This window comes from Sphingomonas sp. GW821-FHT09E03 (assembly GCF_059416225.1).
The window spans coordinates 321,836-335,566 of record NZ_JBWKOS010000004.1 but is presented as its reverse complement, the minus strand read 5'-3'; the positions used below and the strand labels follow the sequence as shown (position 1 = coordinate 335,566).

General features: G+C 69.0%; 12 protein-coding genes. 6 read left to right on the top strand and 6 right to left on the bottom strand.

What is annotated here, in order from left to right; translation table 11 throughout:
* Positions 1-37: 37 nt before the first annotated feature.
* Genes AC07M8_RS11935 through AC07M8_RS11910 form a run of 6 tightly spaced genes read right to left on the bottom strand, consistent with a single transcriptional unit; the run spans position 38 to position 5,933 of the window.
* Positions 38-1,480 (bottom strand): phospholipase D-like domain-containing protein, encoded by a 1,443-nt coding sequence (locus AC07M8_RS11935; protein ID WP_495174542.1) that lies wholly within the window; start codon positions 1,478-1,480, stop codon positions 38-40.
* A 25-nt stretch (positions 1,481-1,505) separates the two neighbouring features.
* Positions 1,506-2,483 (bottom strand): Gfo/Idh/MocA family protein, encoded by a 978-nt coding sequence (locus tag AC07M8_RS11930; protein ID WP_495174541.1) that lies wholly within the window; start codon positions 2,481-2,483, stop codon positions 1,506-1,508.
* A 23-nt stretch (positions 2,484-2,506) separates the two neighbouring features.
* Positions 2,507-3,475, bottom strand: a complete 969-nt coding sequence (locus AC07M8_RS11925; protein ID WP_495174540.1) for an MDR/zinc-dependent alcohol dehydrogenase-like family protein — start codon at positions 3,473-3,475, stop codon at positions 2,507-2,509.
* 43 nt (positions 3,476-3,518) lie between these two features.
* Positions 3,519-4,454 (bottom strand): beta-xylosidase, encoded by a 936-nt coding sequence (locus tag AC07M8_RS11920; RefSeq protein WP_495174539.1) that lies wholly within the window; start codon positions 4,452-4,454, stop codon positions 3,519-3,521.
* Positions 4,455-4,458: 4 nt separating this feature from the next.
* Positions 4,459-5,274: a TIGR04290 family methyltransferase gene (locus AC07M8_RS11915; protein WP_495174538.1), complete on the bottom strand. Its 816-nt coding sequence runs from the start codon at positions 5,272-5,274 to the stop codon at positions 4,459-4,461.
* Positions 5,271-5,933: a histidine phosphatase family protein gene (locus AC07M8_RS11910; RefSeq protein ID WP_495174537.1), complete on the bottom strand. Its 663-nt coding sequence runs from the start codon at positions 5,931-5,933 to the stop codon at positions 5,271-5,273. Before AC07M8_RS11910 ends, AC07M8_RS11915 begins: the two co-directional genes overlap by 4 nt.
* Before the next feature lie 163 nt (positions 5,934-6,096).
* On the opposite strand from AC07M8_RS11910, the gene AC07M8_RS11905 reads away from it, so the two are divergent.
* The 6 genes from AC07M8_RS11905 to AC07M8_RS11880 are packed head-to-tail and all read left to right on the top strand — an operon-like array spanning position 6,097 to position 13,722.
* Complete coding sequence (locus AC07M8_RS11905; RefSeq protein WP_495174536.1) at positions 6,097-7,212, top strand: NAD-dependent epimerase/dehydratase family protein; 1,116 nt, start codon at positions 6,097-6,099, stop codon at positions 7,210-7,212.
* Positions 7,212-8,288, top strand: a complete 1,077-nt coding sequence (locus AC07M8_RS11900; protein WP_495174535.1) for an SDR family NAD(P)-dependent oxidoreductase — start codon at positions 7,212-7,214, stop codon at positions 8,286-8,288. Before AC07M8_RS11905 ends, AC07M8_RS11900 begins: the two co-directional genes overlap by 1 nt.
* Positions 8,285-9,445, top strand: a complete 1,161-nt coding sequence (locus AC07M8_RS11895) for a glycosyltransferase family 4 protein (RefSeq protein ID WP_495174534.1) — start codon at positions 8,285-8,287, stop codon at positions 9,443-9,445. The genes AC07M8_RS11900 and AC07M8_RS11895 overlap by 4 nt, the downstream gene beginning before the upstream one ends.
* A 10-nt stretch (positions 9,446-9,455) precedes the next feature.
* Positions 9,456-10,568, top strand: a complete 1,113-nt coding sequence (locus tag AC07M8_RS11890; RefSeq protein ID WP_495174533.1) for a CgeB family protein — start codon at positions 9,456-9,458, stop codon at positions 10,566-10,568.
* Positions 10,565-11,647 carry a CgeB family protein gene (locus AC07M8_RS11885; RefSeq protein ID WP_495174532.1) on the top strand — a complete coding sequence of 361 codons (1,083 nt, stop codon included), beginning with the start codon at positions 10,565-10,567 and terminating at the stop codon, positions 11,645-11,647. The genes AC07M8_RS11890 and AC07M8_RS11885 overlap by 4 nt, the downstream gene beginning before the upstream one ends.
* Positions 11,644-13,722 carry a bifunctional glycosyltransferase/UDP-glucuronate decarboxylase gene (locus AC07M8_RS11880; protein ID WP_495174531.1) on the top strand — a complete coding sequence of 693 codons (2,079 nt, stop codon included), beginning with the start codon at positions 11,644-11,646 and terminating at the stop codon, positions 13,720-13,722. Before AC07M8_RS11885 ends, AC07M8_RS11880 begins: the two co-directional genes overlap by 4 nt.
* Positions 13,723-13,731 lie beyond the last annotated feature (9 nt).

Below are 13,731 nucleotides of genomic sequence, written 5' to 3'. Positions count from 1 at the left end.
TGGAGGGGCGGGAGCGTTCCGTCCCCGCCCGTCGCGATCAACCCCGCCGGCGCAGTCGGCCGCGAAACAGCCCGCGCGCCGACACCGCTTCGAACATCTCGTCGGGGCCCTCGGGGTCGAGCACCTCATGATCGGCAAGCCATTTCTCCACCGCCGGCAGATCTGGCACCTCATAGGGCACCAGCGTCCGCCCGGGGCCGCGCAATTGCTCGATCGTCTCGATCAGCGACCCGGTGCGTTCGATCAGCGCGGTCACTCGCGCCGGCGGCACGTCGAGATGCTCGGCGATCAGATCGTCGCGCACCCCGGTGATCGCCTGTTCCAGCCCCGCGCCGGGGTGTCGTGCGGCATCGACCAGCACGTCGCATTCGGTATCGAGCCGCATCGAGCGATTGTTGATGTTGGCCGATCCGATCCGCAGCTGCCGGTCGTCGACCACGGTGATCTTGGCATGGACGTAGATCGGCGCGCCGCCGCGGGTGAACGGATGGTAGAGGCGCAATCGGCCATAGGTGTCGCGCCGGCGCAGCGTCTCCATCAGCCGCGCCCGCGCGGTGTCCATTGCCAGCGGCTCCAGCCAGCCTTGCGCTGATTGCGGGTTGACGATGACGATTTCGGGGCCATCCGGCTCGCCGAGCCGCGCGGCGATCGCCTCGGCGATCCGGCGCGAGGCGAAATACTGGCTCTCGCAATAGAGATGCCGCTGCGCCGAGGCGATCTGGTCGACGAACAGCGCCTCGATCTCGGTGATCGCGTCGGTGTCGTCCATCGGCGGCTGGCTGCGCGCGATCGCTACCTCGAGATCGGTGAAGGTCGGCGCCAGCCCCTGCGGCCAGCAATCGCCGGCGTCGGTAACGGGGGCCAGCGTCTCGCCCGCGGCGATCTGCCAGCGCTGGCGGCACAGCTCGCCGAGCGCCACCGCGGCCCGGCCGGTGAGCGCGGTAGTGGCGTCGTGCCACGGCTTGTAGGGCTTGCCGTTCGGCCGCTTGCGCCCGGGATCGTCGTCGCGGTGCGCGCGCGTGTCCCAGCGCTCGCTGGTCATGTCGATGCCGCCGCAGAAGGCGAGGCAGTCGTCGATCGAGACGATCTTCTGGTGATGCGACGAGCCGAGCGGATGATGGCCGTCGAGCTTGAGGTGGATGCGGGGGTGGCGCAGCCACTTCAGCAGCGTGAACGGCGTCGAGCCGCGGAACATCGATTTCACCGCGCCCACGTCCCAGCGCAGCAGGTAGAGGTCGAGCTCGGGGTTACGCTCGACCAGCCAGTAGAGGAACTCGCCGATCCGTCGCGGTCCCTCGTTGCAGCCCTCGCTGCCGCACAGGTCGATCCGCGCGTCGAAATCCCAGCCGATCAGCATGATCCGCCGCTTGGCGCGCAGCAGCGCCTCGCGTGCCACGGCAAAATAACGATCGGCGTCGACGATCACGGCGAGGCGCTCGGCGGGTTCGATCCGCCAGCAATTGCGTCCGGGTTCCAGCATCGGCCCCGTCGTAGCGCCGGTTGCGTTAACGTCCATAGATGCGGTCGAGCACCGCGGCACTTTGCACGAACTGCTCGGCGGCGGGATCGAAGCGCGCGTCGCGCGCAAGCTGCTCCGCCCAGGCTGCCGCCGAGCGCGCCCCCCAGGCATCGGGTGGACCTGCAAGCAGGGTGGAGCCGGTACCGGTGAAATGCTCGGCGGTGAAATCGTAGAAGGACCCGGCCACGTTGCGCAGCGCCGCGCCGCCTGCCGAGCCGTAGAACGCCGCCTCGATCACCGCCTCGCGCCCGGCGTGGAGGTTCCACGAACAGGCGAGGCGGATGTCGACGCCGCCGGCGGTGAAGCGCGCGGTGGCATAATCCTCCACCTGGCTTGGCTTCAGCGGCTTGCCGCCGGCGAGCAGCGTCGCCTGGACATCGTCGACCGCGGGGAAGCCCAGCGTCCACAGCGCGAGGTCGACGAGGTGGACGCCAAGGTCGATCACGCAGCCGCCGCCCGATTGCGCGGGATCGAAGAACCACGGCTTGCCGGGCCCATAGGCGTTGTGAAAGGTCAGATCGATCGCGAACAGCGCGCCGAGCGTGCCGTCCTGCACCAGCGGCGCGATGCGCTGCATCCCCTCGGTGTGCCGGTAGGAAAGGTCCACCCCGAGCAGGCGGTCGGCGTCCCGCGCGGCGTCGATCACCGCCTGGGTCTCGGCGCCCGATCGGCCGAGCGGCTTCTGGCAGAACACCGCGGCGCCGGCTTGCAGTGCCTGGATCGACTGGTCGGCATGGAGCGCGCTCGGCGTGGCGATCACCACCGCATCCACGCCGCCCGCGAGCATCGCCTCGAGCGAGTCGACCACGGCGGCGCCGGGCGCCAGCGCCGTTGCCTCGGCGAGGCAATCGGCGGAGGGGTCGCAGATCGCCACCGCCTCGATGCCGCCGGTTCCGATCATCGCCGCCATCCGGTGGCGGCCGATCCAGCCGGTGCCGAGAAAGCCGACCCGCGGCCTGATCACGCGGTCATGTCCAGCTGCGGTGCTCATGCGAGGTCGATCAGCGCCTTGACGAAGCCCTGCGGCTTGTCGCGCGTCGCGTCGAGCGCCTCGGCCAGCCGGTCAAGCGGATAATGGTGCGAATAGAGCGGCGCGGGATCGAGCCGGCCGCTCGCGACCGCGTCGATCGCTTCGGTCAGCCCCTGCATCTGCACCTTGGGGTCGCGCTCATGCGCGTTGACCACGTCGATGCCCTTCCAGTTCCACTCCTGCATGTTGACCTGCCGCGGCCCGTCCTGGTGATAGCCCGCGACCACCAGCTTGCCCCCGAAGCCGACCAGCGCGGTGGCGAGGTCGAGCGGCCATTGCTTGCCCACCGCCTCGATCACCCGCTCGCACATCGCCTCGCCGGTCAGCTGCTTGACGGCATCGATGATCGCCCAATGATCGTGCATCGGCACCGTTTCCGCGGCGCCATAGTGGGTGGCAAGGTCGAGGCTCTCCTGCCGCCGCGAGATCGCGATCACCCGCGCGCCGGCATCGCTCGCGAGCTTGGTCAGCACCGCGCCGAGGAAGCCGATACCGATGATCGCCACCGTCTGGCCGGCGCGGATGTCGGCGCGCCGGAAGATGTTGAACGCGCACCCCAGCGGCTCGCCGGGAAACGGCTGGCCGTCGAGCGCGGCGGGGAGGGGGGCGACCATATCGGCGCTGGCGATGTCATAGCCGGCAAAGCTGTTGCCCGACAGCGCCGCGACCCTCGTGCCGATCGCGGCCGGATCGACACCGTCGCCGACCGCGTCGATCACGCCCCAGCCTTCATGCCCCATGCCGCCCGGCTGGCCCGGGAAGGTCGACCACGGCTGGCCCTCGTACGGCTCGACGTTGGACGCGCACACCCCGCAGCCCTCCAGCCGGATCCGCACCTCGCCCGCCCCGGGCCGGGGCAGTGGCGCTACCTCAATGGCGATGGTCCGCGGGGCCGCGAGCACCGCGGCGGTCATATGGTCGGTCAATCGTACACCCTTCAACGCAGGAACAGCCGGGTCATCCGGCGGATCAGGCCGATGCCGCCACCGGCTCGGCCGCCTCGACGCTCACCCCCGCGGGCGCATAGCGCTCGATCATCCACTGGCAGAAATCGGCGAACTGCTGCGGGTCGCGCGCGGCGCTGGTATGATGCGGCTGGATGCCGAGATGCTCGGGCGTGAAGCAGAAGGTAACGGTGACGTCGAAATCGGCGAGCGCCGCCATCTGCCGGTCGAACCAGTCGATCGCGTCGGGGCGGAAGCTGTCCGCCCAGCTGAGCCCGGTGCGCAGCTTGCGGGTGCCGAGCCGCTTCATCCACGCCACCGCATCGTCGAGCCGCGGGTCCTGGTAATGGAACCATTGCATCAGCCCCATTCGGTCGGCGACCTTGGCGTAATCGTCGAGGCTGGGCTTGGGCGTGCCGTCCTCGCGGATCAGCCCCATGTAGAAATGTCGGTAATAGCTCGATCCCTCCGCCTCGCGGTGGCGGGTGGTCGCGCCCCAGGCGTGGGGCAGGTCGTAGAGCGAATACCAGAACACCCGCGGCACCCGGCCGAGCAGCAATTCGGCGGTCTTGGCGACGCCGAACTGCTGCACTTCCTCGGCACCGAACGAGCCGACGCCGACCTCGGTCGCCCAGATCTCCTTGTCGGGCACCACCGCCTCGATCTCGGCGATCTTGTCAGGCCAGGCGTGGATCGGCCACAGGTTCCAGTCGAGCGGGAAGCCGTGCACCGCAACCACGTCGACCGCGTCGAGCACGCCGAGGCTGCGCATCCGCTCCACCCACGCCGGGTCGATCGGCGACATGCCGCCGAGCACGCGCTTGACCGCGGGATTGGCCGCCTGGATCGCGGTGCCGGCGCGGATCACCGTGTCCGCGAACAGCGTCCAGTCGGGGTCGACCTCGGGATCCCAATGCGACTTGTTGTTGGGCTCGTTCCAGATCATCGCGGCTTCGATCAACGCTTCATTCCCCCTTGTTCGAGCCCGCTGCCGGGTAGACGGCATGCGGCCCATAGTCGCCATAAGGCACCGGCGCGACCCGGCACAGATAAACCTCGCTCTCGGGCTGCGCCTCGATCGTGAAGCCTGCCGCGCGCAGCATCGCCTGGCTCGCCGCCGCGTTCGGCGCCCACCAGTTGGTCCAGTCGTGCGCGAATTCGCGCTCGATGAAATGCATCTTGGGATAGCCCGGCTCGTCGAAGAACGCTGGCGGCTGATGCGTGCCCGGCTTGTGGAAGGGGTGATCGTCCGGCACCGGATACACCTCCTTCGATCCCTGCTGCATGGTCTGGAACAGCAGCAGGTCGCCCGCGACATGCTCGCGGATCAGGTCCAGCGCCAGTAGCGGGTGGCGCAGGTGGTAGAGCACGCCCATGAAGATCACGAGGTCGAACGTCTCACCAAGCGCGGCGACGTCGTAGACCGAGAGGTTGCGGAACTCGATGCCGTCGAACCCCAGCGCTTCGGTGGCGAGCCGCGCCTGCGCCAGGTAGCGCTCGTCGCTGTCGATCCCGACCACCCGCGCCGCGCCGCGCCGCTTCATCTCCACCGAATAGAAGCCGGCGTTGCAGCCGATGTCGAGCACGCTCTTGCCGGTGAGATCGGCGGGGATCGCGTCGGCGAAACGCTTGAACTTGAAGCTCGGATAATCGCCGAGGAAATGCTCGGGCGCAGTGGTCAGCCCGTCGCCGAGATCGATGTTATGAAACCACGGCGCCAGCGCTTCGACGCGGGCTCGCAGGCTGCCGGGGGCGGGATCTACATCCTCGCGTGCGCTCATGCCATTACCTCGTTGATGGAGTGGATCTGATGGCCCCAGTCGCCGACGCTGACGCGGCTGACCGAGGCGGGATCGATGTCGAAGCGCAACGCCTGGTCGAGCGGCAGGCCAAGATACCCCGCCAGCACGGCGCGGATCACGTCGCAATGGCTGACCAGCGCCACCGCCCCACCGTCATGGCGCGCCGCAACCGCGGCGGCGAAGCCGAGCGCGCGTGCCTGCGCCTCGGCCATGGTCTCGCCGCCCGGCACCCGAGCCGAGCCGCGCTCGCAGTTCCAGCGTGTCCAGTGCGGATCGCCGTCCAGCTCGGCGAAGCGGCGACCGGTCCAGGCACCGAAATCGATCTCGTCGAGCGCGGGCGCGACGCTGACGGCAAGGTCGCGACCGGTTGCGAGCGCCGCGGCGGTCTCGCGCGCGCGTTGCACCGGGCTTGCATGGATCGCGGCGAACCAGCGCCCGGCAAGGTGCCGCGCCAGCGCCGCGGCCTGCGCCCGGCCGTCGTCGCTGAGGCTGACCCCCGGCATCCGACCGGACAGCGTCTGGCCGAGATGGCCATGCGCCGCGTGGCGAATGAAGTAGAGCGTCGCCGTCACCAAATTCCCCGCACATGGCCCCAGGATCGCCGCCACGACGATCGTTACGGCGGCTGAACCAATCATTCAGCATCTAAGTTCCTCATGCCCGGGAACAAAGAAGAAGAAGATGCATTGGTTGGCAATACGGCGATCAAGCGATTGCGGGGGGAACAATGATGTGCTGGCCTTGTCGGCGTTCCCGGGCCGCTTTGTCGTTGATCTCGATCAATAGGGGAACTGACGCAGCATGACCGAAACCGTTCTGATCACCGGCGGCGCCGGCTTCATCGGTCGCTTCGTCGGCGAAGAACTGATGCGCCGCGGCAACAAGGTCCGCGTGCTCGACAGCCTCATTCCCCAGGTCCATGGTGACGTCGAGCGGCCGCCGCTGCTCAGCGACGACGTCGAACTGATCAAGGCCGACATCCGCGACGGCGACGCGGTCGCCCGCGCGCTGAAGGGCGTCGACAGCGTCATCCATCTCGCCGCCGAGGTCGGCGTCGGCCAGTCGATGTACGAGGTCGAGCGCTACACCTCCACCAACGACGTCGGCACCGCGGTATTGTTCGAGAAACTGATCGACAACCCGGTCCGCCGCGTCGTCACCGCCTCGTCGATGTCGATCTACGGCGAGGGCCTGTACCGCGACGCCGATGGCGCGCTGGTCGAGAATGCCGAGCGCGGCGCGGTGCGTGACGGCATGGCCAATTGGGATCCGGTCGACGCGCAGGGGCGCACGCTGACCCCGGTCGCCACCCCCGAGTGGAAGCGGCCGAGCCTTGCCTCGATCTATGCGCTCAACAAATATGTCCAGGAGCGCACCACCCATATCATGGCCAAGCCCTATGGCATCGAGGGCGTGTGCCTGCGCCTGTTCAACGTCTACGGCCCCGGCCAGGCGCTTTCCAATCCCTACACCGGCGTGCTCGCGATCTTCGCCTCGCGGCTGCTCAACGGGCAGCAGCCGATGATCTTCGAGGATGGCGAGCAGCGCCGCGACTTCGTCCATGTCTCGGACGTCGCGCGCGCCTTCGCCGATGCGCTGGTGCTGCCCGAGGCGGTCGACCAGACCTTCAACATCGGCTCAGGGCATGATCGCTCGGTCACCCAGGTCGCCGAGGCGCTCGCCAAGGCGATGGGCAAGAACGACATCCGTCCCGAGATCGTCGGTAAGGCGCGGATCGGCGACATCCGCCACTGCTTCTGCGACACCAGCCTCGCCGCCGAGAAGATCGGCTTCACCGCGCGCCAGGACTTCATCGAGGGTCTCGCCGAACTCGCCGAATGGGTCGGCGAGCAGACCGCCGAAGACAATGTCAGCAAGGCGCGCGCCGAGCTCGAGAAGCGCGGACTGGTCGCATAATGGCGGCTGACGCCCCCATCCTCGTCACCGGCGGCGCCGGCTTCATCGGCTCCAACATCGCCGACCGCCTCGCCGGCCAGGGGCACGACGTCCTGATCTATGACGCGCTCACCCGTCCCGGCGTCGAGCGCAACCTGCAGTGGCTGAAGGATCGTCACGGCGCCAGGATCACGGCGATCAAGGCCGATATCCGCCAGAATGACGAACTCGCGCGCGCGGTGGGCGAGGCTAGGGCTGTGTTCCACATGGCCGCGCAGGTCGCGGTGACGACCAGCATGGACAATCCGCGCGACGACTTCGAGATCAACATCCTCGGCACCTTCAACCTGCTTGAGGCGCTGCGGAAGAAGGGCGATACCCCGCTTGTCTTCGCCTCGACCAACAAGGTGTACGGCGACCTCGCCGACCTCGATTTCGCGCGCGAGGGCGACACCTATGTGCCCGTCGACCCCGAGATCCATGCCCATGGCATCGGCGAGGCCCGCCCGCTCGATTTCCACACGCCCTACGGCGTGTCGAAGGGTGCCGCCGACCAATATGTGCTCGATTACGCGCGCAGCTTCGGCGTGCCCGCCGCGGTGCTGCGGATGAGCTGCATCTACGGCCAGCGCCAGATGGGCACCGAGGATCAGGGCTGGGTCGCCCACTTCCTGATCCGTGCCCTCGAAGGCAAGCCGATCACGCTGTACGGCGACGGCTATCAGGTGCGCGACATCCTCGACGTGTCCGATGCGGTCGATGCCTATCTCGGCGCCTGGCAGCGGATCGATACGGTCAAGGGCAGGGCGTTCAATCTTGGCGGCGGTGCGTCGAACGCGGTGTCGCTGCGCGTCCTCCTCGCCCACATCGGCCAGCTCATCGGCCGCGATGTCGATGTCAGCTTCTCGGACTGGCGCGCCGGCGACCAGCGTTATTTCGTCGCCGACACCCGGTTGGCGGAGGCCGAGCTCGGCCTCGGCACGAAGGTGTCGTGGCGCGAGGGCGTCGCCAATCTGGCCCGCTGGCTTGCCGCCGAACGCGGCTTCAATCATCCGATCGGCGCCGCCGTGGCGGAGCTGAGCGACGCCGCGGGATGAAGCTTCTGCTCACCACCGATGCGGTCGGCGGCGTCTGGCAATATACCACCGAGCTCGCCCACGCGCTGGCCTCGCAGGGGGTGGAGAGCGTCGTCGCGGTGCTGGGTCCGGCGCCAACGGCTGACCAGCGGGCGACCCTGGTCGGTCATGGCTCGTCACCAGCCGCCGTGCGCCTGCGTCCGCCGGAGCAGGCGGGCAGGGGGCCGCTCGCTCCTATCACCCTGATCGATACCGGCCTGCCGCTCGACTGGATGTGCGATTCGGCCGCGCCGGTCCGCGCCGCCGGGCTTGCGATCGCCGCGCTCGCCGCCGATCATGCGGTCGATCTCGTCCAGTTCAACATGCCGACGCTCGCTGCCGCCGCGACGCTGCCGATCCCGTCGATCGCCGTCACCCATGGCTGCGTCGCGACCTGGTGGGCGCATGCGCGGAGCACGCCGCTCGCCGCCGACTATCGGTGGCATCGCGCGCTGACCGCCGATGGCCTGGCTGCGGTCGACCGCGTCGTCGCACCGAGCGCTGCCTATGCCGCCATCGTCGCCGATCACTACCAGCTCGCGCGGCCGGTGCTGGCGATCCACAACGGCCGCAGCCCCTTGCGCAGCTTCGATGCCGCCGCACCGATGGCGGATGTCGCGCTCACGGTCGGCCGGTTGTGGGACGGCGTGAAGAACGCCGCGCTGCTCGACGGCGCCGCCGCGCGGCTGCCGATCCCGTTCCTCGCTGCCGGCGCCACCCGCGGGCCGCATGGCGAGACGATCGCGCTTAGCCATTTGCGTGAACTCGGCCAGCTCGGCGCCGACGCGATCGCCGCGCACCTTGCCCGGCGGCCGATCTTCGTCTCCGCGGCGAGCTTCGAGCCGTTCGGCCTCGCCGTGCTCGAAGCCGCCCAGGCTGGCTGCGCGCTGGTGCTCGCCGACAATCCGGTGTTCCGCGAATTGTGGGATGGCGCCGCCACCTTCGTCGCGCTCGACGGCAACGGTTGGTGCACCGCGATCGAGGCGCTGGTGCTCGACACCGATCGCCGCCGCGCGCTCGGCGAGGCCGCCCGCGTCCGCGCCGCCCGCTATACGCCCGATGCCACCGCCACCCAGATGCTCGCGCTCTACCGCGAGGTCATCGCTGCCCGTCCACCCCAGCGCCAAGCTGCCGCATGAGGCATCATCCTTGAAGATCGTCTATTTCACCCACAGCCTCGCCTCCTGCTGGAACCACGGCAACGCCCATTTCCTGCGCGGCGTGCTGAGCGAGCTGATCGCGCGCGGCCATGACGTGCGCGTCTATGCGCCCGAGAACAGCTGGAGCCTGACCAACCTCGTCGCCGATCACGGCCCCGAGGGACTCGACGCCTATCGCGCCGCTTACCCGGAGCTCGGTTCGGTATCCTATCCGGCCGAGGCGGACGTCACCGAGATGGTCGACGGCGCCGATCTGGTCGTGGTCCACGAGTGGAACGAGCACAAGCTGGTCGCCGACATCGGCGCGCTGCGCAAGCGTGGGGCGCCCTGGAACCTGCTGTTCCACGACACCCATCACCGCGCGGTCAGCGAGCCCGAGGCGATGAAGGCCTATGATCTGTCGGGCTATGATGGCGTGCTCGCCTTCGGCGAGACGCTGAGCGAGGTCTATCGCGGCTGGGGCTGGGGTGGACGGGTGTGGACCTGGCACGAGGCCGCCGACATCCGCCGCTTCCATCCGCCGCTGGTCGAGCAGGATCGCGCAGGGCTGGTCTGGGTCGGCAATTGGGGTGACGGCGAGCGCACCGAGGAGCTCGAGGACTATCTGTTCCGCCCGGCCGAGGCCGCCGGCCTGCCGCTCGACATCTATGGCGTCCGCTATCCCGCCGCGGCGCAGGCGACGCTCAAGCGCTACGGCATCGCCTATCACGGCTGGGCCGCCAACGCCGCCGCGCCGGGGCTGTTCGCCAGCCATCTTGCCACCGTCCACGTCCCGCGCCGCTATTATGCGACGATCCTCCCCGGCATCCCGACCATCCGGGTGTTCGAGGCGCTTGCCTGCGGCATTCCGCTGGTCTCGGCGCCCTGGGACGACTCCGAGGGATTGTTCCGCCTTAACAGTGACTTCCTGATGGTTCGTTCCGGAAACGAAATGACCGCGGCGTTGCGCGCTATGCGCGAAGATAGCGAACTTAGGGCCTCGCTCGTCGCATCCGGCCTCGAGACCATCCTCGCGCGCCACACCTGCGGCCACCGCGTCGACGAGCTGCTCGCCATCGTCGCCACCCTCCAGAACCGCGCCCAACAGAGAGACGCCGCATGAAGATCGCATTCTACGGCTCCAGCCTCGTGTCGAGCTACTGGAACGGCGCCGCCACTTACTATCGCGGCATCCTCAAGGCGCTCCACGCCCGCGGCTATGACATCACCTTCTACGAGCCCGACGCCTTCGATCGCCAACAGCACCGCGACATCGATCCGCCGCCCTATGCCAAGTCGGTAGTCTACCCCGCGACCCACGATGCCCTGCGGGGGGTGCTCGCCGAAGCCGCGGGCGCCGACATCGTCGTCAAGGCCAATGGCGTCGGCGTGTTCGATGCCGAGCTGCTCGCCGGCATCGTCGACCATGCCCGTCCCGGCGCGCTCAAGATCTTCTGGGACGTCGACGCCGCGGCGACGCTCGACGAGATGCGCGCCGACGCCTCCCACCCGGTGCTCCGCGCGCTGCCGGACCTCGACATGGTGCTCACCTATGGCGGCGGCCCGCCGGTGATCGACGCCTATACCGGCTTCGGCGCGGCCCAGTGCATCCCCGTCTACAATGCGCTCGACCCCGAGACGCATCACCCGGTGCCGCGCGACGAGCGCTTCGCCTGCGATCTCGCCTTCCTCGGCAACCGCCTGCCCGATCGCGAGGCGCGGGTGGAGGAGTTCTTCCTCAAGCCCGCCGCCTTGCTCGGCGACCAGCGCTTCCTGATCGGCGGCAACGGCTGGGACAGCAAGGCGATGCCCGCCAACGTCCGCCACCGCGGCCACGTCTACACCGCCGAGCACAATGCCTTCAATTGCACTCCCCGCGCGGTGCTCAACGTCGCGCGCGATTCGATGGCGCACATCGGCTTCTCGCCGGCGACCCGCGTGTTCGAGGCCGCCGGTGCCGCCGCCTGCCTGATCACCGATGCCTGGGAGGGCATCGAGCAGTTCCTGATCCCCGACAAGGAAGTGCTGGTCGCGCGCGACGGCCAGGATGTCGCCGATCATCTTGCCGGGCTTACCGAGGCGCGCGCCCGCGAGATCGGTCGGGCCGCGCTCGCCAAGGTGCTCGCCGAGCATACCTATGACCTGCGCGGTGCCGAGGTCGACGCGCTGTTCCGGCATCACCGCGCGAGTGTGGCCGCATGAAGCTGGTCGTTATCGGTCTCAGCCTGGGGTCGTCGTGGGGCAACGGCCATGCGACCACCTTCCGCGCGCTGCTCCGCGCCTATGCCGCGCGCGGCCACGACATCCTGTTCCTCGAACGCGAGGTGCCCTGGTACGCCGGCGACCACCGCGACCTGCCGAACCCCGATTTCTGTCGCCTCGAATATTATGCCGATCTGGCGGACCTCGAACGCTGGCAGCCCGAGATCGCCGGCGCCGACGCCGTGATCGTCGGCTCCTACGTTCCCGAGGGCGTCGCGGTCGGCCGCTACGTCCAGCGCGAGGCGCGGGGCGTCACCGCCTTCTACGACATCGACACCCCGGTGACGCTCGCCAAGCTCGCCCGCGACGATTTCGAGTATCTCTCGCCCGCGGTGATCCCGGGCTATGACGTCTACCTCTCCTTCACCGGCGGCCCGACGCTCGACCGGCTCGAGCGCGAGTTTGGCTCCCCCGCCGCCCGCGCGCTTTATTGTTCGGTTGACGCCGATGCCTATCGCCCGCTCGACGTGCCGCTGCGCTGGGACCTGTCCTATCTCGGCACCTATAGCGACGATCGCCAGCCGACGCTCACACGCCTGCTGATCGACGTCGCCCGCGCCTGCCCGGACAAGCGCTTCGCCGTTGCCGGCCCGCAATATCCCGCCGCCATCGACTGGCCCGCCAACGTCGAGCGGATCGAGCATCTGCCCCCCGCCGACCATGCCGCTTTCTACTCGGCGTCGCGCTTCACCCTCAACGTCACCCGCGCCGACATGATCGCCGCCGGCTGGTCGCCGTCGGTGCGATTGTTCGAGGCGGCGGCCTGCGGCACGCCGATCATCTCCGACCGCTGGGAGGGGCTCGACCAGATCTTCGCGGCCGGCAGCGAGATCATCCTCGCCGACACCACCGCCGACGTCGTCGCCGCGCTCGAGCGGGACGCCAAGGCGCTTGGTCACGCCGCGCGCGCCCGCGTGCTTGCCGCCCACACCGCGCAGCATCGCGCCGCCGAACTCGAGGCCTATCTCACCGCCGCCGCAGAACAGAACAACAAGGGGAATACCATGACCGACAGGCCGATCACCCTGGTCGCCGGCGGCGCCGGCTTCATCGGCTCGCATCTGTGCAAGGCGCTGCTTGACCGCGGCGAGCATGTCGTCTGCCTCGACAATTTGCAGACGGCGCGGCCCTCCAACCTGCGCAGCCTCGAGGATCATCCCCGCTTCGAGTTCATCGAGGCCGATGTCGTCAACCCGCTGCCCGCCGCCGTCACCGATCGCGCGAGCCGCTTCGCCCGCGTCTACAATCTCGCCTGCGCCGCCTCGCCGCCGCAATATCAGGCAGACCCCGAGCATACGATGCTCACCAACGTCGTCGGCACCAGCCACCTGCTGCGCCTCGCCGAGACCGCGGGCGCCCGCTTCCTGCTCACCTCGACCAGCGAGGTCTATGGCGATCCCGAGGTCCATCCCCAGCAGGAGGGCTATCGCGGCTGGGTGAACTGCACCGGCCCGCGCGCCTGCTATGACGAGGGCAAGCGCGCCGCCGAGGCGCTGGCGTTCGACTTCGCGCGGATGGGCCGCGCCGAGGTTCGCGTCGCGCGGATCTTCAACACCTATGGCCCCAACATGAACCCCGACGACGGCCGCGTCGTCTCCAACCTGATCTGCCAGGCGCTGTCGGGCGAGCCGATCACCATCTATGGCGACGGCAGCCAGACCCGCAGCTTCTGCTACGTGTCCGACATGGTCGCCGGGCTGATCGCGCTGATGGACAGCGAGTTCGACGGTCTCGCCCCGGTCAACCTCGGCAACCCGGTCGAGCTCACCGTCAACGAACTGCTCGCCGACGTGGTCGCGCTCACCGGCAGCACCGCCTCGACCGTGACCATGCCGCTGCCGGTCGACGACCCGCGCCGCCGCCGTCCCGACATCACCCGCGCGGGCACGCTGCTCGGCTGGGCACCGCGCGTGCCGCTCGCCGACGGCCTGCGCCAGACCGTCGCCTGGTTCGCCGCCGAGCTGGGCAACGCCCGGCCCCAGCTGACGGAGGCGTTGCCTTGCGCCGCGGAATAGGCTTGGCTC

Excerpts from the sequence above, each read along its gene's own strand:
- AC07M8_RS11895 (WP_495174534.1), top strand. The coding sequence starts at position 8,285 with ATGAAGCTTCTGCTCACCACCGATGCGGTCGGCGGCGTCTGGCAATAT.
- AC07M8_RS11935 (WP_495174542.1), bottom strand. The coding sequence starts at position 1,480 with ATGCTGGAACCCGGACGCAATTGCTGGCGGATCGAACCCGCCGAGCGC.
- AC07M8_RS11915 (WP_495174538.1), bottom strand. The coding sequence starts at position 5,274 with ATGAGCGCACGCGAGGATGTAGATCCCGCCCCCGGCAGCCTGCGAGCC.
- AC07M8_RS11885 (WP_495174532.1), top strand. The coding sequence starts at position 10,565 with ATGAAGATCGCATTCTACGGCTCCAGCCTCGTGTCGAGCTACTGGAAC.
- AC07M8_RS11900 (WP_495174535.1), top strand. The coding sequence starts at position 7,212 with ATGGCGGCTGACGCCCCCATCCTCGTCACCGGCGGCGCCGGCTTCATC.
- AC07M8_RS11910 (WP_495174537.1), bottom strand. The coding sequence starts at position 5,933 with ATGATTGGTTCAGCCGCCGTAACGATCGTCGTGGCGGCGATCCTGGGG.
- AC07M8_RS11905 (WP_495174536.1), top strand. The coding sequence starts at position 6,097 with ATGACCGAAACCGTTCTGATCACCGGCGGCGCCGGCTTCATCGGTCGC.
- AC07M8_RS11880 (WP_495174531.1), top strand. The coding sequence starts at position 11,644 with ATGAAGCTGGTCGTTATCGGTCTCAGCCTGGGGTCGTCGTGGGGCAAC.